Origin of the sequence: Niabella aurantiaca DSM 17617 (assembly GCF_000374125.1) — a bacterium.
Classification (GTDB): domain Bacteria; phylum Bacteroidota; class Bacteroidia; order Chitinophagales; family Chitinophagaceae; genus Niabella; species Niabella aurantiaca.
This window is the reverse complement of sequence record NZ_KB893625.1, coordinates 1,006,164-1,026,176: the sequence shown is the minus strand read 5'-3', so window position 1 is coordinate 1,026,176 and position 20,013 is coordinate 1,006,164. Positions and strand designations below refer to the sequence as shown.

The window sequence follows — 20,013 nt, the reverse complement described above, 5'->3', positions numbered from 1 at the left end:
TATTATAGATCAAAACAATGCGTTGCGTCTTTGCGAGAAACTTTTTGAGCTCATTAAAATATCACTTTCGTATAACAGCCCCTCATAGCGTTGCGGTTAAAACCAAACCTGCACCATCCGGAAACCACCGCAACAAAGACAGGCTGTATCGGAACGGCGCGCACGCATGCTCCTGACACAGCCTTCCCAAATGGTTTAATAATCCTATTGCGGTTGCAGCGCTTCAATATCCTTGATGGCCGCGGTCAGCTCTTCATCCGTAAACGAATGATTCACCAGTTTGCCGTCAAAGTAATCCTGGTAAGCCGACATATCTACAAATCCATGTCCGCATAAATTGAACAGGATGGTCTTTTTAACACCTTCTTCTTTAGCTTTATTCACTTCCCGGATCACCTGTGCAATGCCATGATTGGCTTCCGGCGCCGGAACAATGCCCTCGGCCTTCGCAAACAATACACCTGCTTCAAAACACTCCAGCTGCTGGATGGCGCTGGCTTCGATCAACCCGTCTTTTAACAGCTGGCTGCAAAGCACGCTGGCCCCGTGGTAGCGCAGCCCCCCGGCATGTATGGCGGCAGGCGTAAATGTATGGCCCAGCGTGTACATGGGCAATAACGGGGTGTATCCCTGCGTATCGCCAAAATCGTACATGAATTTTCCTTTGGTAAGCTTGGGACAGGAGGCCGGCTCCACGGCTATACAACGCAATTCCCTGCCTGCAATTTTATCCTTTATAAAAGGGAAGGAAAGTCCTGCAAAGTTAGAGCCGCCGCCCAGCGGGGCAATGATCACATCCGGGTAATCGCCGGTATATTCCAGCTGTTTTTTGGCTTCCTGGCCAATGATGGTCTGGTGCAGCAGCACGTGGTTCAGCACGGAGCCCAGCGAGTACTTGGTATCCTCATCGCCGGCGGCAATTTCGATGGCCTCGGATATGGCCAGGCCCAGGCTGCCCGGCGTATCCGGGTTGGCCTCCAGCGCATTTCTTCCCGCCTGTGTGTTGGTGCTGGGAGATGCATATACCTTGGCGCCAAACGTGTTCATCAATATCTTCCGGTACGGCTTCTGGTTAAAGCTGATCCGCACCATGTACACTTCGCAATCGATACCAAAGTGCGCGCAGGCAAAGCTTAAAGCCGTGCCCCACTGCCCCGCGCCGGTTTCGGTAATGATCCGTTTCACCCCCGCCTTTTTATTGTAATACGCCTGTGGAATGGCCGTATTGGGCTTGTGTGAACCGCTGGGGCTGGTGCCCTCGTATTTATAATAGATCTTACAATCCGTACCCAATGCTTTTTCCAGGCCCGTTGCGCGGATCAATGGTGTGGGGCGCCACATGCGGTACGCATCCCGCACTTCTTCGGGGATATCAATATAGCGCTCGGCCGAAACTTCCTGCTGGATCAGCTCCATCGGAAACAGCGGTGCAAGGTCTTCCCCATTGATGGGTTGCCGCGTGCCGGGATGGAGCGGCGGCAGCGGTTTGTTGGGCATATCTGCTACTATATTATACCATTGGGTAGGTATGTCCTTTTCATTCAAAAGAATTTTCTTTTCCATTGATCATATTGTTTTTTGGTTAAATTAAGAAATACTAATATAAGTTAGTTCCGGAATATAAACAATAGGATCAGGAGCGTCATGCTGCAGCGTCATTAGCCGCCCTGCACGAAAATATCATTTCCGCAATCGATTTGTATTCCTTCACAGAAGCCTGGAAGTGACAGATTCCGTATCTGTGTCAAAAACCAAAATACCTAACAGGTCTGATCTGTGCAACCGCAATTTTCATTACAGTAGTATTTTTAATCGAAAATCTCCTATACGCACAGTTCCATGTCAGCTACCTACCACCCGCTGGCCAGCACATCTGCCAGGTGCATGGTTTTAATAGGGTATTTTTTATGGTCGATATATCCCTGCAGATGCATGAGGCAGGAGAGATCGGTGCTGATCAGGTAGTCGGCCCCGGTTGCGATCGCATTTTCTACTTTCTGCTCACCCATGTTAATGGAGATGGAGGGGAATTTTACAGCAAAAGTGCCGCCAAAACCGCAGCAGGTTTCCACATCTTTCAGTTCGTTCAGCACCAGACCGCGCACATTGGAGAGCAGGGTCCGGGGACCGGCTTTGATCTTGCATTCCCTCAGCCCTGCGCAGCTGTCGTGGTACGTAGCATTTCCTTTCAGCACGGCTCCGGTGTCAGCCACGTTCAGCACATCGATCAAAAACTCGGAAAACTCAAAGATCCTTGCCCCCAATGCTTTCACCTCGTTGTGCACAGACGAATTGTCAAACAATTTAGGATAATAATTGCGCACAAATCCCACACAGCTGGCGCTGGGAGCTATAATATAATCCCGGCCTTTAAAATCCTCCAGGAATTTGGAACAAACAGCTTTCGATTCATCCTGGAAGCCAGCATTAAAAGCCGGCTGGCCGCAACAGGTCTGCCGGGCATTATAGCTAACGGTGCATCCAAACTTTTCCAGCACTTTTACCATGTTAAAACCAGTCTCTGGGTAAAGCTGGTCTACAAAACAGGGTATAAAAATCTGTACGTTCATTTTATTTTTGCGGTACTTGCTGATATTCGGCAATGGTCATTGCATCGCCGCTTACAGGCTCTACTATTTTAATATCAAATGTTTGCGGATCTACTACAAATATATAATAGGTTTCAAAACGCTCAACGCCATTATAACCTACCCTAAAATTAACTTCTTTCCCGGAAACGGTATCCAATAAAAATGCCAGACCCTGCTGATGGTTGCTGAAGGAATCAATGAAATGCGCGCGTTCCGCTACAAAGGGGATCCTGCGCAGGCTATCCATGATCTGGTCTGCGGTTATACCGGTGGCAGGCAGGCTCCGGTCCGTTGTATCCGCATGGACACGGGTCAGCACAGCAGCGGTATCAGCCTCCGTTTTCCGGCCTTCTGCCGCGTTATTACAGGCGGTCAGCGCCGCCAGCAGCACCCCCGCTATAAATGCCATATACCGCAGCATCAGGAATGGATCATTTTGAGAGCGGTAATGGCGGCCTCCTCTCCTTTGTGACCGTGTGCGCCGCCGATGCGCTCCAGCGCCTGTGCTTCATTATTTACCGTTAGCACCCCAAAGATGGTGGGCACCGGCAACATCAGGTTCAATTGCAATACGCCCTCGGTCACTGCATGACACACGTAGTCAAAATGCGGTGTATCGCCTTTGATCACACAGCCCAGCGCAATAAAAGCATCCGGGGCCTGGTTTTCCTTATGCCGCTCCCAGTAGCGCTTTATGGCAAAAGGCAGCTCTATGGCACCCGGTACCAGCAGGGTCTTATACTGCACCCTGTACTGTTCGAATATTGTTTTACAGCCAGCCTCAAGGGCATCAACGATCGCTGCGTTCCACTCTGTTTTTACTAAAACAACACAGGCATTCTCTTTCAGAATGCCCGCGTCAATATGATATAAAGAACTGTTTCCTTGTGTAGCCATTTTAATTTACATTATAAACACCTAACTGAGCCAGGTACTTATCCGCATCAAATCCCTGTTGTGTGCGCGGATATTTTTCTTTAAGCTCCTTATACAGACCGACGGCCTCTTCTTTTTTGTTCAGCACATGCTGTGCCAGGTAAGCCGCGCTAAACAGGGCCTCTGCACAGGCTGTTTGATCAGCCTCAAACTCCTTCGCCGCTTTTTTATAGCTTTCCAGCGCTTCGGCGCCTTTTCCCATATCTCCATAGGCATCGCCCAATAATTTATAGGCGCGCTGCTGGATCTGTTTGGAGCCGGTCTTAAAATCTTTCAGGTAAGCGACTGCTTTATCATTCTGATTCAGCTTCACATAGCAAACGCCGGCATAAAAATTTGCCAGGTTGCCGGTAGGCGTGCTGCTGTATTTTTTTGCAAGAGCAATAAAACCTGGGTTTACCCCGTCCCCGTTCAGCGCCAGGTTAAAGGAATCTTTTTTAAAGTATTCTTCTGCTTTAAAGCTTTTGTCCAGCGCTTCTTCGATCTTCGGTTTCTGTACAAAAGATTTATAAAGCATATAACCCCCTCCCAAAACCACGATCAATCCCAGGGCAATAGTTATTTTTTTCCCGTGCTTCAGCCAGAGCACCCTTAAGGTATCAACAGCGTTTGAATCCGCAACATGCTCGTTTACAGCTTCTGTATTTCGCTTATCTGTCATTTTACTATGTATTATTTAAGGCGTTAGTTTTAATCTACAATGAACGGATAATCCTGATCCACATACACATCTTTCAACACTTCGTCATCCGACGGGAACGGGCTTTCTTCTGCAAATTTTACAGATGCCGCCACCACTTCATCGCAACGGGTATCAATTTCTTTTACCTGTGCTTCTGTTGCCAGCTGACCATCCAGCATACTTTTCCGCAGCAGGTTAATGGGGTCTTTTGATTTGTACTCATCCACCTCGTCTTTGGTCCGGTACTTCTGCGGATCGCTGATGGAATGACCTTTGTAGCGATAGGTTTTGATTTCCAGCAAGGTAGGGCCGTTTTTCTCCCGGGCCCGCTTTACTGCTTTTGCCACCGCATCATGCACGGTCTCCGGGTTCATTCCGTCTACCACTTCCGACGGCATTTCGTAAGCCGCGCCCAGTTTATAAATGTCGTGAATATTAGAGGTACGCTCTACAGAAGTACCCATTGCATAATTGTTGTTCTCGCAAATGTAGATCACCGGCAGCTTCCACAACATGGCCAGGTTGAACGATTCGTGGAGGATGCCCTGACGTGCGGCACCGTCGCCAAAAAAGCAAAGCACCACGTTATCGGTTCCTTTATAATTTTCTGCAAATGCCAGGCCGGTACCGGTGCCGATCTGCGCCCCTACAATTCCGTGTCCGCCAAAAAAATGCTGCTCCTTTCCAAAGAAGTGCATGCTCCCGCCTTTACCCTTGGCGCATCCTGTTGCTTTGCCATACAGCTCGGCCATACAGCTGTCTACAGAAACACCCTTGGCAACGGCCAGACCATGATCGCGGTAGGCGGTGATAAAAATATCTTCCGGTTTGGTAGCGGTCATACATCCCGCAGCAATCGCCTCCTGCCCCACATAGGCATGAAAAAAACCACGGATCTTCCCTTCCATTTTATACTTCTCCTCAGCTGTAAGCTCAAATGTGCGGATCAGCTGCATCAATTCATACCAGTACAGGTAGGTTTCTTTTGAAAATTTTGTTGCCACGGCTAAAAATTTGAGTAGCAAAAGTAAGGGAATTTTTCTGATTTCTACCTTCTTACGAAGGAGGCTGCCCCCCTTTTTTGCTTTTTTTTACGCGGGGAGCAATTGTTCCTGTTTCCCCGGCTGTAGTACAGGTGGCATCCTCCTTGCGTCGCACTCTTGTGCTGCAGTGCACCGGGCTGCATGCTCCGATTGCTGCCCTTCAGATCAGTACCGGTCAACCGGCCGGCTTTGCCGGGCTTACCGGGGCAGTTCGGGCCGCCGCATACGGTACGGCACACCGGTAAGGGTATTTAGGAAGGCTACCAGCTGCGCCTTTTCCTCAGCACTCAGGTTCAACGGTTTCATCAGATGGTCTGTCCTGGGAAACAGCGGGTCTGCTTTCTGTTCAGTGGTCTTCGGCAGCTGGGGCATGCCGCTATTATATATATTCACGACGCCCTCCAGGCTGTGAAACAACCCGTTGTGCATCCAGGGGCGGGTATTGTTCAACTCTCTTAAAGAGGGCGTCCGGAATTTTCCAACATCTGCCCGGTCTTTGGTGATATTATAACGCCCCAGGTCCTCGTATTTCCGTTTGTAGTAGGTAAGACCGATATTATGAAAACTGAAATCTGTGAGATAGGTCCCATTGTGACAATTCATACAACGGGCCTTGGTTCGGAAGAGGTGCAGACCGGCGATTTCCTGATCGTTTAATTTCTTATAATTTCCCCGCATAAACTCATCAAAAGGAGTTGAACGGCTTTTAATGGTCCGCTGAAAAGCGGCCAGCGCTTCCGAGATCTTTTTAAAGCTGACAGCTCCTTTTCCAAATGCTTTTTCAAACAATGGCAGGTAGCCCGGGATCTTTTGCAGCTTATCGGGCAGGGCGGGCACATCCATGTTCATTTCATGATGCGCACTCAGCGGTTCTACCATCTGCGTTTCAAAATCATTGGCGCGCCCGTCCCAGAACAGTTTGGGCCAGATGGCCACATTCAGCAGGCTCTGTGTATTGCGGCTGCCCTGCAGATGGTCGTTACCCAGTGCCACTACCCTGCCGTCCTGCCAGGAAAGATCCGGGTCATGACAACTGCTGCAGGATATCTGGCTGGAACCGGACAATCGCGGATCAAAGAATAAGAACATACCCAGCCTTGTTTTGGGATCCGTTTCCACCAGCCGCCAGGTGGTATCTTTGGGTATGGGCGCCAGCTCCTTCCACACTACACCGGAATCGATAAGAGGACGGGGCCATTGCGAAACAGGCCTGCGGTACAGTTGCGCAATCGTATCCTCATAAACAGCGCCGGCTTCTGTGCTCCTGCCCGTTCCCAGCCAGGAAGAAAATACAAACCACAAGGCCCCTCCGGTAAAAATCAAAAGAATACGCATGCTGATAATAAAAGGCAAAGATTATAAAAAGATTTGAATCGAAGCCATCCTCCGCCATGCTTTCCGTTCTGCAGCCCAGATTTTCCGCATTTCGAAAGCGGAACCGTATATACCATGGTATGTTTGTATCCAAAACTTATCTTCTAATTTCTTAACCGGCGTTTGGAAAATTGACGTACTGCCTAAAAATTTGTTTCGGTTTGATGCTGATATGCCTTCAAAAGGTATCTGCCGCGCAGTATGATGGCAACGGCCGGGTATGGACGCTTACGGGCATCGTCGTTGATATGAACAACAAACCGCTTCCCTCGGCTACAATTACCATCAGTGAATTAGAAACAAGCACTTCTTCAGATAAAAACGGCCGGTTCAACATCGCGATCCCTGAAGGGATCGACAGTATCCGGATCTCCGTTTCCTATGCGGGGAAAAAAAATACGGAAAGGATCCTGAGAAAAAAGGAGTACTCTGTTTACCAGGAATTCCTCTTACTGGACCTGAACCTGAAACTGCCGGAGGTAGAGATAAGCAGTTATCGCAAAAAAACCAAGATCTCCAATTCATCAATCGTTTTTGACCGCGAGGCCATCGAACAATCCCAATCATTAAGCCTTGCCAATGTGCTTCACTATTTACCTGGAAAAACAATTTTAAAACCGAATGTATCGCTCCAGGGGCCACAGGTATTGACCATGCGTAATGCGCTGCCCCTTAACGGCATCGAAGCCACGAACAATGCATTTGGTATTTCGGTGGTAATGGACGACGCCGTGAGGAGCAATGATGCGAACATGCAAACGATGGGGCTCACCACAAGAGGGAGCGCTTACCAGATCAACCCACCGGAGACAAGGCAGGCACGCCGGAATGGTACGCTGTATGACTCCTATAATAAGGTATCCCGGGCAGACAACGGAATTGACCTGCGTGAGATCCCCGTTGAAAATATTGAGCGCATTGAAGTGGTGTCCGGTGTGGCTTCAGCAAGATATGGCGATTATACAACAGGTATGGTGATCATAGACCGGCAGGCAGGCATCACACCCTGGAGTCTTAATTTACGCAATAATGAGGGCACCCAGAACGTGGCGCTTACGAAGGGATTTAAACTCACGCCGGATTGGGGGGTCTTCAATTTCAATTTAAATTACCTGAACAGCAATGATGATCCCCGGAATAAAATAAAATCTTTTAACAGAGTTGCCAGTGGATTCATATGGACCTATCAGGGACCAAAAGCCAACAGGTTCCGCAATAACCTGAGCTTTGATTTCAATACCACCCTGGACGCCACCAAAGAAGACCCCGACGCTTCCGACGACCGTTCCGCACGGTATAAGAACACACATTTCAGCGTCAGCAACCGGAGCGAATTTAAGCTCCATAAACCATGGATCAAAAGACTCTCCCTTCAGGGAAGTTTTTCCTGGGGAAAACAAGATGCTTACGATCAATACTATCTGAACTCTTCAACCGTGGAGGCCATAACAGATGCTGTTGAGAGCGGTGTTCATGAAGGATATTATATCCCCGGCTATTATCTTGCCGTACGGCAGATCATTGGCAAGCCGGTGAATGCATCCGCAAGGATCGAAGCCGGTAATCTATTTACCAAAGGGAAAACCGTATCAAATCTAACAATTGGCGCCAACTATAGCTATAGTGCCAACAAAGGCCCGGGCATCGTTATCGATCCCCGAAGACCCCGTTTTGCGGACCAAACCCGGCCACGCCCCTATTATCAGACCCCTGCGAACAGCAATATAGGAGCCTATATACAAAATGATCTAAGAACAACCTTTTTAGGAAAACCCATCAGTTTAAATACCGGCATAAGGAGTGATTTTCAAAACGCCTATTTTACCCTGTCGCCCCGGTTGAGCATGAACTACAAACTCAGCAAGTCTGTTAGCTGGAACACCGCCTATGGGATATCCACAAAAGCACCTTCTATATCCCAGATAAACCCGGGCGACAGCTACCTCGATATTCCGCTGCTGAACGTTTACAACGGATCCGTAAATGAAAGTATTTATCTGGCCTATACAGAAGTGGTAAAGGGCCGGAATCTCAGGATCAAACCTTATAAGAACACGACCCTCGAAACAGGGTTTTCGTTCGCAAAGAAAGCGGTACAATGGTCTTTTTCCGTTTTTAAAACCATTAGCAAGGACGGGTTCACTACCCAGTCTGCACCTCTTTTCTTATCGCTGCCGGCGTACCGTGCGATCACCAGCCCCGGCACAAAACCTTCTTACGAACTGATCCCCGACTCTGCCAATCAATACCTGAGAACGGTGAGTAAACTCGTAAACGGTGCCTATTCCAGGAACAGTGGCGTCGAGATCATGCTGAACACGCAAAAAATAAGAGCCTTGCAAACATCGTTCAGTTTGAATACGGCGCTTTATTACAGCTATTACAGGAGCGACAGCCCTTCTGTTTACATTCCGGAGCCTCCCCGGCTGGATCTTGAAGCCGTATATGGCGTATTTCAAAACAGCGAGAGCAAAGGGACTTCCATCAAATCGACGCTGATATCCAGTACACATATTCCCAAATTACGGATGGCCATCATTCTGACCGGGGAAATTTTCTGGGTGAGCAAACAGCAGCTGCTGCCCACCTTCATTTATCCGGTGGGATATTACGACAGGAATTTAAGCTACCATCCCCTCTCCGCTGAAGAAGCCCGGCAGCCCGCGTATGCGCACCTGCTGAAAACAGCTCCTCTTTTTAGAACAACCTACAACCCTTCCTTTGTGTATCCGAATATCCATGCAAGACTCAGCAAAGAGATCGGGCCTTTTTTGAGATTTTCTTTCAATGCCTATAATATTTTTAACCTGCGCCCGAGGGAAAAGACTGCAACCGGGTACTCTTATTACAACGGACAACCTTCTTATGGAGCAGAACTAAAATTCACAATAAAATAAAAACATGAAACAAACCGCCATCGCATTCTTTTTAATATGCATCATCGCCTCCTGTAAAAGGGATATATCCGAGCCATCCCTGCAGCCCATTAACATCATTGTTAAAGCCGGATACGAGAAAAGCAATACCGGTTACGGATTCCCGTTAGCGGGCATTTCAATAGCATTAAAGAACATCTCCACCGGTAAAACCATCAATCAAAAATCTGACGATACGGGATTGGGAATATTCAATGGAATGATGCCTGGCCTGTATGAGATACAGGGAACATTTAAAATGAGCAAAGAGGACTATGAGAACAGAACCGGCGATGTGACCACACAGGACAGCGTTTCTTTTAATGGTATTCTCAATGGAATAACCCTGAACGCCGCCACCAATAATACCCTGAATTTAACCATATCACCGGGCAAAATCGGAGACTGGGTAATCAAACAGGTGTATTATGAAGGAAGCGGGCCAAATGCCGCCTTATTCAGGGACCAATTCATCGAGATCTACAATAATTCCAATGACACATTGTATGCCGACAGCCTGTACTTCGGAGTCGCGGCCGGTGCCGGAACGTATAACCGGAACATCGATCTTTCCAGCGGTAACTACATTACAAACGAAAGTGATATTCTTTATAAACAATTCGACTGGAGCAAGTCCGTGGGAATGCCTGCCGGAATAAAATCCGAAGCAACGGGCAAGTATATTTATATCGATGCCCTCTACAGGATACCGGGCAGCGGTATCGATCATCCCGTTGCCCCCGGAAAAAGTATTGTAATTGCCGCCACTGCGCAAAACCACAAGGCCGGATATGTAGACCGGGACAACCATCCAATACCCGTAAAAGACCCCTCCAAGACCATCGATCTGAGTAATGCCGATTTTGAAGTGTACCTGGCCAATATCATCTCGAATCCTTTCACCTCGGATGTAGACAATACCAATATTCCGAATGTTATTGTAAATGTGAACAATGCCCGGGATCTGATCCTGGATCTTACGGGAAGAGAGGCTTATTTTATCTTTAAGTCCGACAAACCCTTCCCTGCATTTGGCGAGCCTGCCAGTCCTCAAAGTTACCCCAGGTATCCCGACCCGACCGTGACCGCTGATCAGATATCGGGCGCCACACCCACTTATTACCAGGTACCAAATGATCTGCTTATTGATGCCGTGCAGGTTCAGAATACAATTATCAACAACCGGCATCCCCGGAGACTTGTGGCCGCCTTGGACGGAGGTGTTACGTTCGCTCCCGGAGGGCTGTATAGCTCACAATCCATTGTTCGCAAGATCCTGAAAACAGTAGACGGAAGAAAGATCTACACAGACACCAATAATTCCACCAACGATTTTGAGTACAGGGTCGTTACACAACCAGATACGTTTGACAATTAGTAAAAGAGATGTCTGAAAATGGCCGTTCAAAAAAAAACAATATTTGCTGTACTGGTACTGTTTTTAACGAACGTATCAGCAGCGCAGGATTCTGTAGAACACAATTCACAAACGGAGCACTTCGCTGCCGGATACACTTTTTTTTCAGCGGTACCGGTCTTACAGCCCTTTCTCCATACAAGCTCGTATGGAAAGGTTGAAGGCTATTACAATGCTGAAAATGGTAATTATATCCAGGCGCAGGACGCCCCCCGGAAAAGCATTTATGGTTTTTATTCAGAGGGTACTTCGAAAATAAAAAAGTACCTGGTGAACGGCAGCTTCAGCTATGCAAAATTAAAGCTGGACAGTGTGGGTTATACCTTAAAGTACGATCCAAACGATCCCTCCCCCTATTACCTGTATGCCGGAAAAAAAGGGAACTGGGATATCATAAAGTACAACCTGAAAGGGAACCTGTCCCGGTCTTTTTCGGGCGATAAACTCTTTACAGGGCTGGGAATCGATTACTACACGCATGATGGATGGCGCATAAATGATCCGCGACCCGAGCATTTCAAGTACCGTATGCTTTTAAATGGTGCGGTCAACTACCGCTTCCTTCCGGATCATTACATCGGCATACAGGGAGGCTTTACCAGGGGATTTTCCGAGACCCAGGTCAACTACCAGAACGAAAACTACAGGAATAACATACAAGCGGTTGACTTTGTTACACACCTGGAGGAAGCGTACGGCCAGCAAAGCGTACGTGATTTCATTCCCGCACTGACCACCAGGACCGATGGCAGCCAGTGGGCAGGATCGTATAATAGTCATACCCGCTGGGGGAACATTAGCCTGCTGATCGCTTATCAGAAGAAAACATCCCTATTCTCAGAACAGGCAAGTGCGGCGCAAACAGGGGTACAGGACTATACCTACGGTACTTTTTTTGAGGACAACTGGAGTGGAACGCTGTTTTGGGAATATCAAAATCCCCGGTCAGCATGGCATGCGAAATTCGATTATTTCAATAATTATGGTTATGATTTCAACGAGACATACGCCGGAAATAATTATGTGTATTTTCGGGAATCGGCACATATTATTGCCGGTTACGGACATATAAAAGACGGCGCTGTCAAATATGAGCTAGATGCGAGGGGTGCCGTTTCTTATTTATTCAGAGCAACGGGGTCAACAGGATTACGAACGGCCTGCCAATTCTCAACCATTGGTTTATCGGGGGCCTATTACAGCAAGATACAAAAAGCCGGTCTGCTAAAAACAAAGCTGCTTGTAAATGGCTATATCCCCTTCTCCGGCGAAATGAAACAGCCGGCGTCACAATCAACGATCCTCAGTAACGTCGTTTACCGGGATTACTATTTTTTTACTTCACCATCATACCTGGGCAGCTTTTATGTCACCTACAGCCGGAAATACAGGAAGCTGACCCCGTTCATCGAGCTCCTGGGCTCCTATCAATTTGCAAACATAAAAGGAGGTGAAATACCGGCGATGGAGCTACCTGGAAATAACAGGAGCAGGATCCAATTGAGTTTAGGTTGCATCCTGTAAAACGATCAAAAAAAGGGGCAACGGATCCTTTCAAAAAATGTAACGGTCATGCCAGCCCGGTACAGGATCTTTTTGTTCCCTTATCCGTTAAAACGGCAAATTGAACGGTGGCCGGAGCAATTGCAGGCAAACCTATCTTATTTATAAGCAACACGGCCGCAGCGGGCATTTATAAAAACAGGCTTGAATCCATTTAAAAGTTTGCTATCCTGCGAAGAACGCGCCTGATAAGCCATGCCAAAGGTGCCTCATCATCCCCGGACCTTCGAAAGCCATTGCCCCGGGAGCGACTGTCCTACCGGAAAAATAAAGAAATATCTTTCTATCTTTACCTCATATGTTCCGGCTCAACTCCATATCGCTCCTGCAGTTTAAAAACTATACCAACCGGAGCTTCCAGTTCTCCAAAAAGGTAGTGGCCATCTGTGGAAAGAACGGAGTCGGGAAAACCAATATCCTGGATGCGATCCACTATCTCTGCTTTACCAAAAGCTATTTCAGCAGCACGGATGCCGTAAATGTACAGCAGGGAGCCAAAGGGTTCCGTATCGATGGGGCGTTTGAGCAGAACAGTGAAATAGAGAACGCCGCCTGCATCCTGCGGGAGACCGGCAAAAAGGAATTTTCTGTAAACGGAGCGCTCTACGATAAATTTTCAAAACATATTGGACGGTACCCCTGTGTGATCATTGCGCCGGATGATGCGGTGCTGATCACGGGCGGCAGTGAAGAACGGCGGGGCTTTATCGACGCGCTGATCTCCCAGCTCGATCCCGAATACCTGAAACAGCTGATCCTTTATAATAAATTACTGCAGCAGCGGAACAGTTTCCTGAAAGCTGCAGCCGAACAGGGCACCCTCGATGAATCATTGCTCAGCGTTCTGGATGAGCAACTGATCCCTGCAGGGAACTTTATCTTCAATAAACGGCGCGATACGCTGGTTGCTTTTCTGCCCCGGGTAAAGCGCATGTACACGGGAATTGCCCAACAGGAAGAGCCCCTTTCCCTCTTTTACGAAAGCCGCCTGCTGGAAGCTACTTTTGAAGAGCTGCTTAAGGCCGCCCGGCAGAAAGACCTCGCCCTGCAGCGCACGACCCTGGGCATTCACCGGGACGACATCACGCTCCAGCTCGGCAACCAGCCTTTTAAAAACATCGCCTCCCAGGGTCAACGGAAAAGCCTGCTCTTTGCCCTGAAGCTTACAGAGCTGGAAGTACTGGCAGCCAAAAAAAAGTTCACGCCCCTCCTGTTGCTGGATGACGTTTTTGAAAAGCTGGATGAAGACCGGATCAGCAGCCTGCTGCGTCAGGTATGCCACGAAAAGGATGGACAGGTTTTTATTACCGACACCAATAAAGAACGGATCATGCAGCATATGGAGGCCATCGGCGCAGAGCTGCACCTGGTGGAACTTTAGTTGGCAGCAACGGCATTTCATATTAACTTAGAGCAATGATCTGTTTTCCATTAACCCCATTCATATGAACCAGACTGCGCCGGTGCGTTTTCTTGCCCTCGACATTTTTCGCGGACTGACCATCTGCTTTATGATCATCGTTAATACAGGCGGACCGGATCCCTTTCCGGAACTGCGCCATGCCCAATGGAACGGCTTTACCTTAACCGATCTTGTTTTTCCCTCCTTTTTGTTTGCGGTGGGCAATGCCATCAGCTTCTCAAAATCAAAATGGGAGCAGCAACCGGCACGGCAGGTGATCATGAAGATCCTGAAGCGCACCCTGCTGCTTTTTTTGATCGGCTACCTGATGTACTGGCTGCCGTTTGTAAAAGTAGATCCGCAAAATCACATACTGCCCTTCCCTATCGGCGAAACGCGGATCTTGGGTGTTTTGCAGCGCATTGCCCTCTGTTACGGGATCGGAGCCCTCATCATCCATTTTTCGTCGCGGAGAACAGTGCTGATCACCGCGGCCGGTCTGTTGCTGGGATACTGGCTGTTGTCTGCCGTATTCGGAGATTATACGCAAAACGGAGCGGCCGCTACCCGCCTGGATATCCTGACATTGACGCGGCCGCATCTTTACAAAAAGGGGCTGGAAAATGCCTTTGACCCCGAAGGCCTCCTGAGCACCCTCCCCGCCATTGTAAATGTCCTCGTTGGCTATCTGGCAGGGCTTCATATAAAAAAGAACCCCAAAAGCTACGAGATGCTGGCATTACTAGCCATTGCCGGGTTTTTGTTATTGGCTGCAGGTTACCTGTGGAATCTTGTTTTCCCGGTTAATAAAAAGCTCTGGACCAGCAGTTTCGTATGCCTGACCACGGGCCTCGACTGTCTGATCATTGCCACAATCCTCTATAGTATAGATTTTAAAGGCAGACGGACCGGTGTGGTCTTTTTTGAGGTATTCGGCAAAAATGCCCTGTTCATTTATCTGCTCAGCGAAGTGCTGCCCATACTGCTTTCCAGCTTTTATACAGCCGACCGGCAATCCTTCTTTAAGCACCTCTACACCATTACCTACGGGCAATGGGGAACGGGACATTTCCCCTCCCTGCTCTGGTCGGTAAGTTTTATGCTGCTTTGCTGGCTTGCGGGCTATTTTCTTTATAAAAGAAAAATATTCATCCGGCTGTAAATCCATGCGGGCTTTGACCGCTCCGGCGCCCCTTGGGGTCCTGGTATGTATCACCATAACAATTAAACCGCAATGAGTACAAGGGTTCCGTAAAGCATTTTAAGCAATCATCTGCCGGTTTTCTTCACCGTTGGAGGTAATGCCTGAACTGCATTGTATCCTTCCATTAATAAGCTACCTTTGCAGAAACAGGTGAACCGTGGCACAATATTCTTTAGGCGAAGCATTGAACGAATTTTTAAATAAAAGCCGGATCAAAGGCGACATACAGGCGCTGCGTATCGACGATGTATGGGAAGAGATCATGGGCAAGACGGTGGCAAGGTACACAGATAAGCTGCAGATCATTGGCGACCGGCTGATCATTGCTACCACGGTGGCGCCGCTGAAAAATGAGCTGATCTACCAGCGTGAAAAGATCATTCAGCGGGTGAACGAGGCCCTGGGGCAAAAAGTGATCCGGGAAGTGATTGTTAAGTAAATTTTCGAAATATTAAAAAAGGATTTTATTTTTAAGTGCTGTTTAATCCATTTAAAGAACCGTTCAATTTCCCATCTGTGTTTATACAGTTGTGCGATTTCAGTTGCTTTAAGATGAAAGTTGTTCGTGAGAAAAATTAAGGTCTTACCACTTTCAGCATTATTGAATTTTATCCTTTCTGATTTTTTGGGGATAAGCTTTTGCAGCATGTATTGGTCAGGGCGCTTATCGCAAAAGCGTATTGCATCGCTGGCGGTTTGCCTGTGCCGTTACCGGCTATACAAAACACGAGATATTAATTGCTTCCCATATTGTACCCTGGCGCCATGCCAACAATATAGAGCGACTGGATGTGCACAACGGCATTTTGTTATCCCCGGTGTATGATGCCTTGTTTGACCAACACCTGATTAGTTTTGAAAACAATGGGAAAATCATCCTCCCCCGCGCTGCGCGCCAGCGCCTATGATAAAATTGGCGTTACCGGCCGGGAAAGCATTAAAAACCTGTCGGTAGAAAATCATGCGTATTTGGAGCGGCATAGAAATGAGATAAAATAGTAGCAACGCGCAACCGAAACATCCCTGTAATGCAGGACAGTCGGGCAATTGGGAGATCCTTCGGCTCCACTGCGTTGCGCTCAGGATGACGTACGACAATAACAACATTGGACCTGCATGCATGCTATCCATTAACTATTTTAAGAATGAACCGAAGTTGAACTTGTAGCATCCTCAATATATCCTTTCTCTTTATATTCTTTAATCATCTCCTGCCTCATTGCTTCAGCTTGCTCTGCCGTATCAAAAATGTTCACTTGAGCCAAACCAGGCGTTCCCATTTTGCCAAATTTTGTGGTTATAGTATTGCCTTGTATTGTCAGCTGCCAAAATTTGTCTTGTTCCGGAGCCAAAAGAAAAATACTATTTTCATCAATAGGAGCGGTTTTTTCTAAATGTGAAGGTTTAACACCCGGCTTTTCAGGTGTGTTCAACTCTTCCCCATTCAACAACTTCAGCACTCTTTGCATTACGAGCTCTTGATCTTCAAGCCAATCCTTAGCATAAATATTTAGTACATGCCATCCAAAGGCTCTTAAAATAGCCGGTTTCTGATAATATTGTTCTACAACATTGTCATTGTTGTAATGATTTTCATCATCAATTAGAATCCCTAGTGTGTAATTTCCATCAGTTTTATTCTTTTTTATTGCAAGAGAGCATTTGAAGGTGCTTTGGCCCACGTTTTCATCTACATAAAAGCCCTTTTTCTCCAAAAGCCTTTTTACCTGACTCGCCACCAAAAAATAGTTGCTTCTTCCTTCACTTGTTCTGGTTTCATTTGTAACAAGTGTATCTAATATCATTTGTGCAGCGTTTAGATCTCCCGTGCTTACCAGCTCTGCATAATGCAAAAAGCGTTTAAAGTAATTCGCACCGGGATTATAATCATTAGTAATATTATGATATCGAATACTACTTACCACAGCCATGTGCTTTTTTGCTCTGCTAAAAATTACATTTAATCTTTTTTCGCCACCTTTTTTATTGATAGGCCCAAAATTCATAAGCATTTTTTTATTAGGGTCGAAACCATAACAAACACTCATAATAATGATATCGCGTTCGTCACCTTGCACATTCTCTAAATTTTTAATAAAAACCCCAATAAATTGCCCCTCTTCATTACGATTGAAAGCTTTATCCAATACCGACTCAAAATTCCTATCAGATATTGCCAGTTCTTCTATAGCCGTTTCTATAATACTTTGTTGCTCCTGGCTAAAAGCAACGATACCAATCGATTCTTTTACATCATCCAATAATAGTTTACGCAACATTTCTGCGATGTATTTTGCTTCACTAAGATTACCTCTATTTTCATATACCGCGCCAGGAATATAGTGATAACTAATACCCCCCTTCAATAATAGATCTGCATTCATTTTTCCATCATCGGCGCCTTTAACCTCTAACAAAGGCTGTACCTGATAATGTGTTTTTTTGTCAGGAATAGTCAATAACCCGCCCTCATAAAAGGCGTGGTTTGAGTAACTGATTAATTCCTCATGGCGGCTCCGATAGTGCCAGCTAAGCATGGTGTTATTCAATTTTCGTGCGCCCTGAACAAGCAAGCTATCTGCATCTGCACTTATGATTTCATCTTCCTTTTCCCCTTCAAACGTATCCAAATCATTTGGGTCCTCTGCTTTTGCATTAAAGAAATTACTGGGCGGCATTTGTTTGTCATCACCCACAATAATCGTTTGAGGCGCCCTAAACAATGCCGGAATACCTTGTTCCAATGTAATCTGGCTGGCTTCATCAAAAATAACCACGTCAAAGAAACTTGCATCCAACGGTAAACTATCACTTACGCTAAGCGGACTCATTAACCATACAGGCTTTACGTCTTTTAACACCTGCCCGCTTTCATTAGATGCAATTTCACGAATAGTGCGGTACCGCATGGTTTTATTCATTTCATGCTCCAATATCTTTCTTCCTTCAGCATAAGACTTTTTAAAGCGCTTTTCATCCGGACTTAATTGAGCCGCAGCCGAATTACTTAATTCATAATGTCTCAAAAACTTTGCTCTTCTTTTTGCCCGTATATAATCTCCATTAACTATTAGTAATTCCTTGTATGCGGTTTCAATTTCGCTAACTGTACGCTGTAGTAGTGCGTGATTTATTGTTGCAAAAGTTTGGTTATTTTTATAGAGGGCATCCAATGTACATGAAGCCATTATAGCTTCTGCCTGAGATGGACTAACAGGAATCTTCCTAATAAAATTCTGAACCTCAACAGGCAATTCTGAAAATTCTCGAAGATAGGGCAACAGCTGTCGTAAAACAGGAGCATTGCTTTTGATTGTGGCTAACTCATTCCTCAACTCAGCTACAGATTTGTTTTGCACACTATAAAGACATTGCTTTAAATGCAACTCCAGTTGTTGCAATTCATTATTTAGTTCGCTTAGTTTTAGCACCAATTCATCCGGCATTTCGTGTGCTAATAAATAATCAACTTCGCGATCACCTTTTTTATTTTTTAAGGCATCTATATTTTTTTTCATCTGCGTTATATCTTCAACACGGTAACGCTGCTCCACTTCTTCCTTATTGTTGGCAAACGCTTCTTTGGCGCTGTATTCATCCTGCAATTGTTTAAGAATATCTGTATACGAAGGTTTTACAGCATGTGATGAAAAATCATACGATTGATTTAACCGTTTCTTTAAACGACGCCAGCTGCCATTTAGAAAACCCAAAAATGCCTTTTCATATCTTTCAGAAATAGGAATTGCCTGTAGTATGTCTTGTCTTGAAAATCTATTGAGCCAATTGGAATTATTTTTGATAGCATCCTCTTTCTTGCGATACAGCTGATTGTAAAGCTGCCATGCCTCCTCAAAGCGGGCGGCGGCCTCACCAGATGATTCTGTTAGATTTAAATTACCGCTTTTCGCAATTGGCTCTAATAAAACAGCGTCTTCTATCAGGTTTTTAATATGCTCCAAACTGTCAGTATAGCTTGCTGAAATATTATACTGGCTAATCAACGCTTTTACTATTTCCAAAGATTCATAGGCATGTGCTACGATACTATCAAAAAGCGCAAATGGATTCTCTGCACGAAGGATATAGTTATTTAGATTTGCAAATGGATGATGGGCCAGTACTTCATCAGCACCAGATGAACCCAGTGCTTTACTTAATTCTAAAATTACCTTACCGTATTCTTTCCATTTGCCATATCCGGGTACTATGGATTTATCTGCCACCTCAGGTAATAACACCTGGCGTAAAGCTAATAACCGTTCAATTAAATATCGAATACTAACACCTCCTTCTATATCAGATTTAAGCTGATAATGAAATTCATTTAAAAGAGCTGTATGATTTTCTATCTTTAACAAAACTTCAGCTCGATACGCTTCTATTTTAGAAAGACTCAGTTTATTATTTACAAAATCGTCATATACCAATTTCAGGTTTTTATAAAACTCCTTTTTATCTCCCTGGCTGTCATGTATATAACAACAAAGTTCCCCAAGCTTATTTTGATTTAGGCGGTGATATACCACATCTAAAGCCGCTCTTTTCTCACATATGAAAAGTATATTTTTATCATTTATTAGTAAGTCAGCAATTAAATTTGTAATCGTTTGGCTTTTACCTGTACCTGGAGGTCCTTGTATAACATAGCTTTCTCCACTCCTGCTTTGCGCTACAGCTCTGTTTTGCGTAGGATCTGCAGCTATTACATGATGCCATTCTTTGATATTGTTTGATATTGTTGGCGATGCGGGATTGCGGGGTTTATTGCTAAAAATATCTTCGAAAACATTGTGATCAATATTATCGTGCAAAATGGTATTGTAATCTCCAACCAAGCTCATTTTTTTATAGTTGAAATTACCTAATACAATATTGCAAATATC

At 46.0% G+C, this 20,013-nt stretch carries 17 protein-coding genes; 8 read left to right on the top strand and 9 right to left on the bottom strand.

Annotated features, from left to right (window positions below; translation table 11 throughout):
• Window positions 1-204: 204 nt before the first annotated feature.
• The 7 genes from B160_RS0104295 to B160_RS0104265 all read right to left on the bottom strand — a co-directional run bounded on the left by B160_RS0104295 (window position 205) and on the right by B160_RS0104265 (window position 6,587).
• On the bottom strand, window positions 205-1,563 hold the full coding sequence (locus B160_RS0104295; protein ID WP_018626644.1) for a TrpB-like pyridoxal phosphate-dependent enzyme: 1,359 nt from the start codon (window positions 1,561-1,563) through the stop codon (window positions 205-207).
• Window positions 1,564-1,850: 287 nt separating this feature from the next.
• Complete coding sequence (locus B160_RS0104290) at window positions 1,851-2,570, bottom strand: (Fe-S)-binding protein (protein ID WP_026309516.1); 720 nt, start codon at window positions 2,568-2,570, stop codon at window positions 1,851-1,853.
• A gap of 1 nt (window position 2,571) precedes the next feature.
• Window positions 2,572-3,012, bottom strand: coding sequence for a hypothetical protein (locus tag B160_RS0104285; protein ID WP_018626642.1), 441 nt, complete (start codon window positions 3,010-3,012; stop codon window positions 2,572-2,574).
• On the bottom strand, window positions 3,012-3,488 hold the full coding sequence (gene ribH, locus B160_RS0104280; RefSeq protein WP_018626641.1) for a 6,7-dimethyl-8-ribityllumazine synthase: 477 nt from the start codon (window positions 3,486-3,488) through the stop codon (window positions 3,012-3,014). The genes B160_RS0104285 and ribH overlap by 1 nt, the downstream gene beginning before the upstream one ends.
• Before the next feature lies 1 nt (window position 3,489).
• The gene (locus B160_RS0104275; RefSeq protein ID WP_018626640.1) at window positions 3,490-4,188 is read right to left on the bottom strand and encodes a tetratricopeptide repeat protein; all 699 of its coding nucleotides are present in this window, start codon (window positions 4,186-4,188) and stop codon (window positions 3,490-3,492) included.
• Window positions 4,189-4,217: 29 nt separating this feature from the next.
• Complete coding sequence (pdhA, locus tag B160_RS0104270; RefSeq protein WP_018626639.1) at window positions 4,218-5,213, bottom strand: pyruvate dehydrogenase (acetyl-transferring) E1 component subunit alpha; 996 nt, start codon at window positions 5,211-5,213, stop codon at window positions 4,218-4,220.
• A 237-nt stretch (window positions 5,214-5,450) separates the two neighbouring features.
• Window positions 5,451-6,587 carry a cytochrome-c peroxidase gene (locus tag B160_RS0104265; protein WP_026309515.1) on the bottom strand — a complete coding sequence of 379 codons (1,137 nt, stop codon included), beginning with the start codon at window positions 6,585-6,587 and terminating at the stop codon, window positions 5,451-5,453.
• Between the two features lie 203 nt (window positions 6,588-6,790).
• Between B160_RS0104265 and B160_RS0104260 the strand changes: the two genes are divergently transcribed.
• The 6 genes from B160_RS0104260 to B160_RS0104230 all read left to right on the top strand — a co-directional run bounded on the left by B160_RS0104260 (window position 6,791) and on the right by B160_RS0104230 (window position 15,566).
• Window positions 6,791-9,523: a TonB-dependent receptor gene (locus B160_RS0104260; protein ID WP_018626637.1), complete on the top strand. Its 2,733-nt coding sequence runs from the start codon at window positions 6,791-6,793 to the stop codon at window positions 9,521-9,523.
• 4 nt (window positions 9,524-9,527) lie between these two features.
• Window positions 9,528-10,919 carry a DUF4876 domain-containing protein gene (locus B160_RS0104255; protein ID WP_018626636.1) on the top strand — a complete coding sequence of 464 codons (1,392 nt, stop codon included), beginning with the start codon at window positions 9,528-9,530 and terminating at the stop codon, window positions 10,917-10,919.
• A gap of 18 nt (window positions 10,920-10,937) precedes the next feature.
• Window positions 10,938-12,482 carry a DUF6850 family outer membrane beta-barrel protein gene (locus B160_RS0104250; protein WP_018626635.1) on the top strand — a complete coding sequence of 515 codons (1,545 nt, stop codon included), beginning with the start codon at window positions 10,938-10,940 and terminating at the stop codon, window positions 12,480-12,482.
• Window positions 12,483-12,819: 337 nt separating this feature from the next.
• A complete protein-coding gene (recF, locus tag B160_RS0104240; RefSeq protein WP_018626633.1) occupies window positions 12,820-13,902 on the top strand; it encodes a DNA replication/repair protein RecF in 1,083 nt (360 codons plus the stop codon).
• A gap of 64 nt (window positions 13,903-13,966) precedes the next feature.
• Window positions 13,967-15,085 (top strand): acyltransferase family protein, encoded by a 1,119-nt coding sequence (locus B160_RS0104235; protein ID WP_018626632.1) that lies wholly within the window; start codon window positions 13,967-13,969, stop codon window positions 15,083-15,085.
• A gap of 199 nt (window positions 15,086-15,284) precedes the next feature.
• Window positions 15,285-15,566 carry a DciA family protein gene (locus B160_RS0104230; RefSeq protein ID WP_018626631.1) on the top strand — a complete coding sequence of 94 codons (282 nt, stop codon included), beginning with the start codon at window positions 15,285-15,287 and terminating at the stop codon, window positions 15,564-15,566.
• Here B160_RS0104230 and B160_RS32515 read toward each other — a convergent pair.
• Window positions 15,509-15,775: a transposase gene (locus tag B160_RS32515; RefSeq protein WP_071596985.1), complete on the bottom strand. Its 267-nt coding sequence runs from the start codon at window positions 15,773-15,775 to the stop codon at window positions 15,509-15,511. The genes B160_RS0104230 and B160_RS32515 overlap by 58 nt on opposite strands.
• A 32-nt stretch (window positions 15,776-15,807) precedes the next feature.
• On the opposite strand from B160_RS32515, the gene B160_RS32510 reads away from it, so the two are divergent.
• Both B160_RS32510 and B160_RS32340 read left to right on the top strand, forming a co-directional pair.
• Window positions 15,808-16,035 (top strand): HNH endonuclease, encoded by a 228-nt coding sequence (locus tag B160_RS32510; protein WP_071596984.1) that lies wholly within the window; start codon window positions 15,808-15,810, stop codon window positions 16,033-16,035.
• A complete protein-coding gene (locus tag B160_RS32340) occupies window positions 15,992-16,126 on the top strand; it encodes a hypothetical protein (protein ID WP_018626630.1) in 135 nt (44 codons plus the stop codon). The genes B160_RS32510 and B160_RS32340 overlap by 44 nt, the downstream gene beginning before the upstream one ends.
• 140 nt (window positions 16,127-16,266) lie before the next feature.
• Here B160_RS32340 and B160_RS28395 read toward each other — a convergent pair whose 3' ends face one another.
• Window positions 16,267-19,971, bottom strand: a complete 3,705-nt coding sequence (locus B160_RS28395; protein ID WP_018626629.1) for an AAA domain-containing protein — start codon at window positions 19,969-19,971, stop codon at window positions 16,267-16,269.
• Window positions 19,972-20,013: the final 42 nt, after the last annotated feature.

Bases quoted from the DNA above. Each gene is read 5' to 3' on its own strand.
- B160_RS0104290 (WP_026309516.1), bottom strand. From the start codon at position 2,570: ATGAACGTACAGATTTTTATACCCTGTTTTGTAGACCAGCTTTACCCA.
- B160_RS0104250 (WP_018626635.1), top strand. From the start codon at position 10,938: ATGGCCGTTCAAAAAAAAACAATATTTGCTGTACTGGTACTGTTTTTA.
- B160_RS0104265 (WP_026309515.1), bottom strand. From the start codon at position 6,587: ATGCGTATTCTTTTGATTTTTACCGGAGGGGCCTTGTGGTTTGTATTT.
- B160_RS28395 (WP_018626629.1), bottom strand. From the start codon at position 19,971: ATGAGCTTGGTTGGAGATTACAATACCATTTTGCACGATAATATTGAT.
- ribH (WP_018626641.1), bottom strand. From the start codon at position 3,488: ATGGCTACACAAGGAAACAGTTCTTTATATCATATTGACGCGGGCATT.
- B160_RS0104285 (WP_018626642.1), bottom strand. From the start codon at position 3,012: ATGCTGCGGTATATGGCATTTATAGCGGGGGTGCTGCTGGCGGCGCTG.
- B160_RS0104260 (WP_018626637.1), top strand. From the start codon at position 6,791: ATGCTGATATGCCTTCAAAAGGTATCTGCCGCGCAGTATGATGGCAAC.
- B160_RS32515 (WP_071596985.1), bottom strand. From the start codon at position 15,775: ATGCTGCAAAAGCTTATCCCCAAAAAATCAGAAAGGATAAAATTCAAT.
- B160_RS0104235 (WP_018626632.1), top strand. From the start codon at position 13,967: ATGAACCAGACTGCGCCGGTGCGTTTTCTTGCCCTCGACATTTTTCGC.
- recF (WP_018626633.1), top strand. From the start codon at position 12,820: ATGTTCCGGCTCAACTCCATATCGCTCCTGCAGTTTAAAAACTATACC.
- B160_RS0104255 (WP_018626636.1), top strand. From the start codon at position 9,528: ATGAAACAAACCGCCATCGCATTCTTTTTAATATGCATCATCGCCTCC.
- B160_RS32340 (WP_018626630.1), top strand. From the start codon at position 15,992: ATGGGAAAATCATCCTCCCCCGCGCTGCGCGCCAGCGCCTATGATAAA.
- B160_RS0104275 (WP_018626640.1), bottom strand. From the start codon at position 4,188: ATGACAGATAAGCGAAATACAGAAGCTGTAAACGAGCATGTTGCGGAT.
- B160_RS0104295 (WP_018626644.1), bottom strand. From the start codon at position 1,563: ATGGAAAAGAAAATTCTTTTGAATGAAAAGGACATACCTACCCAATGG.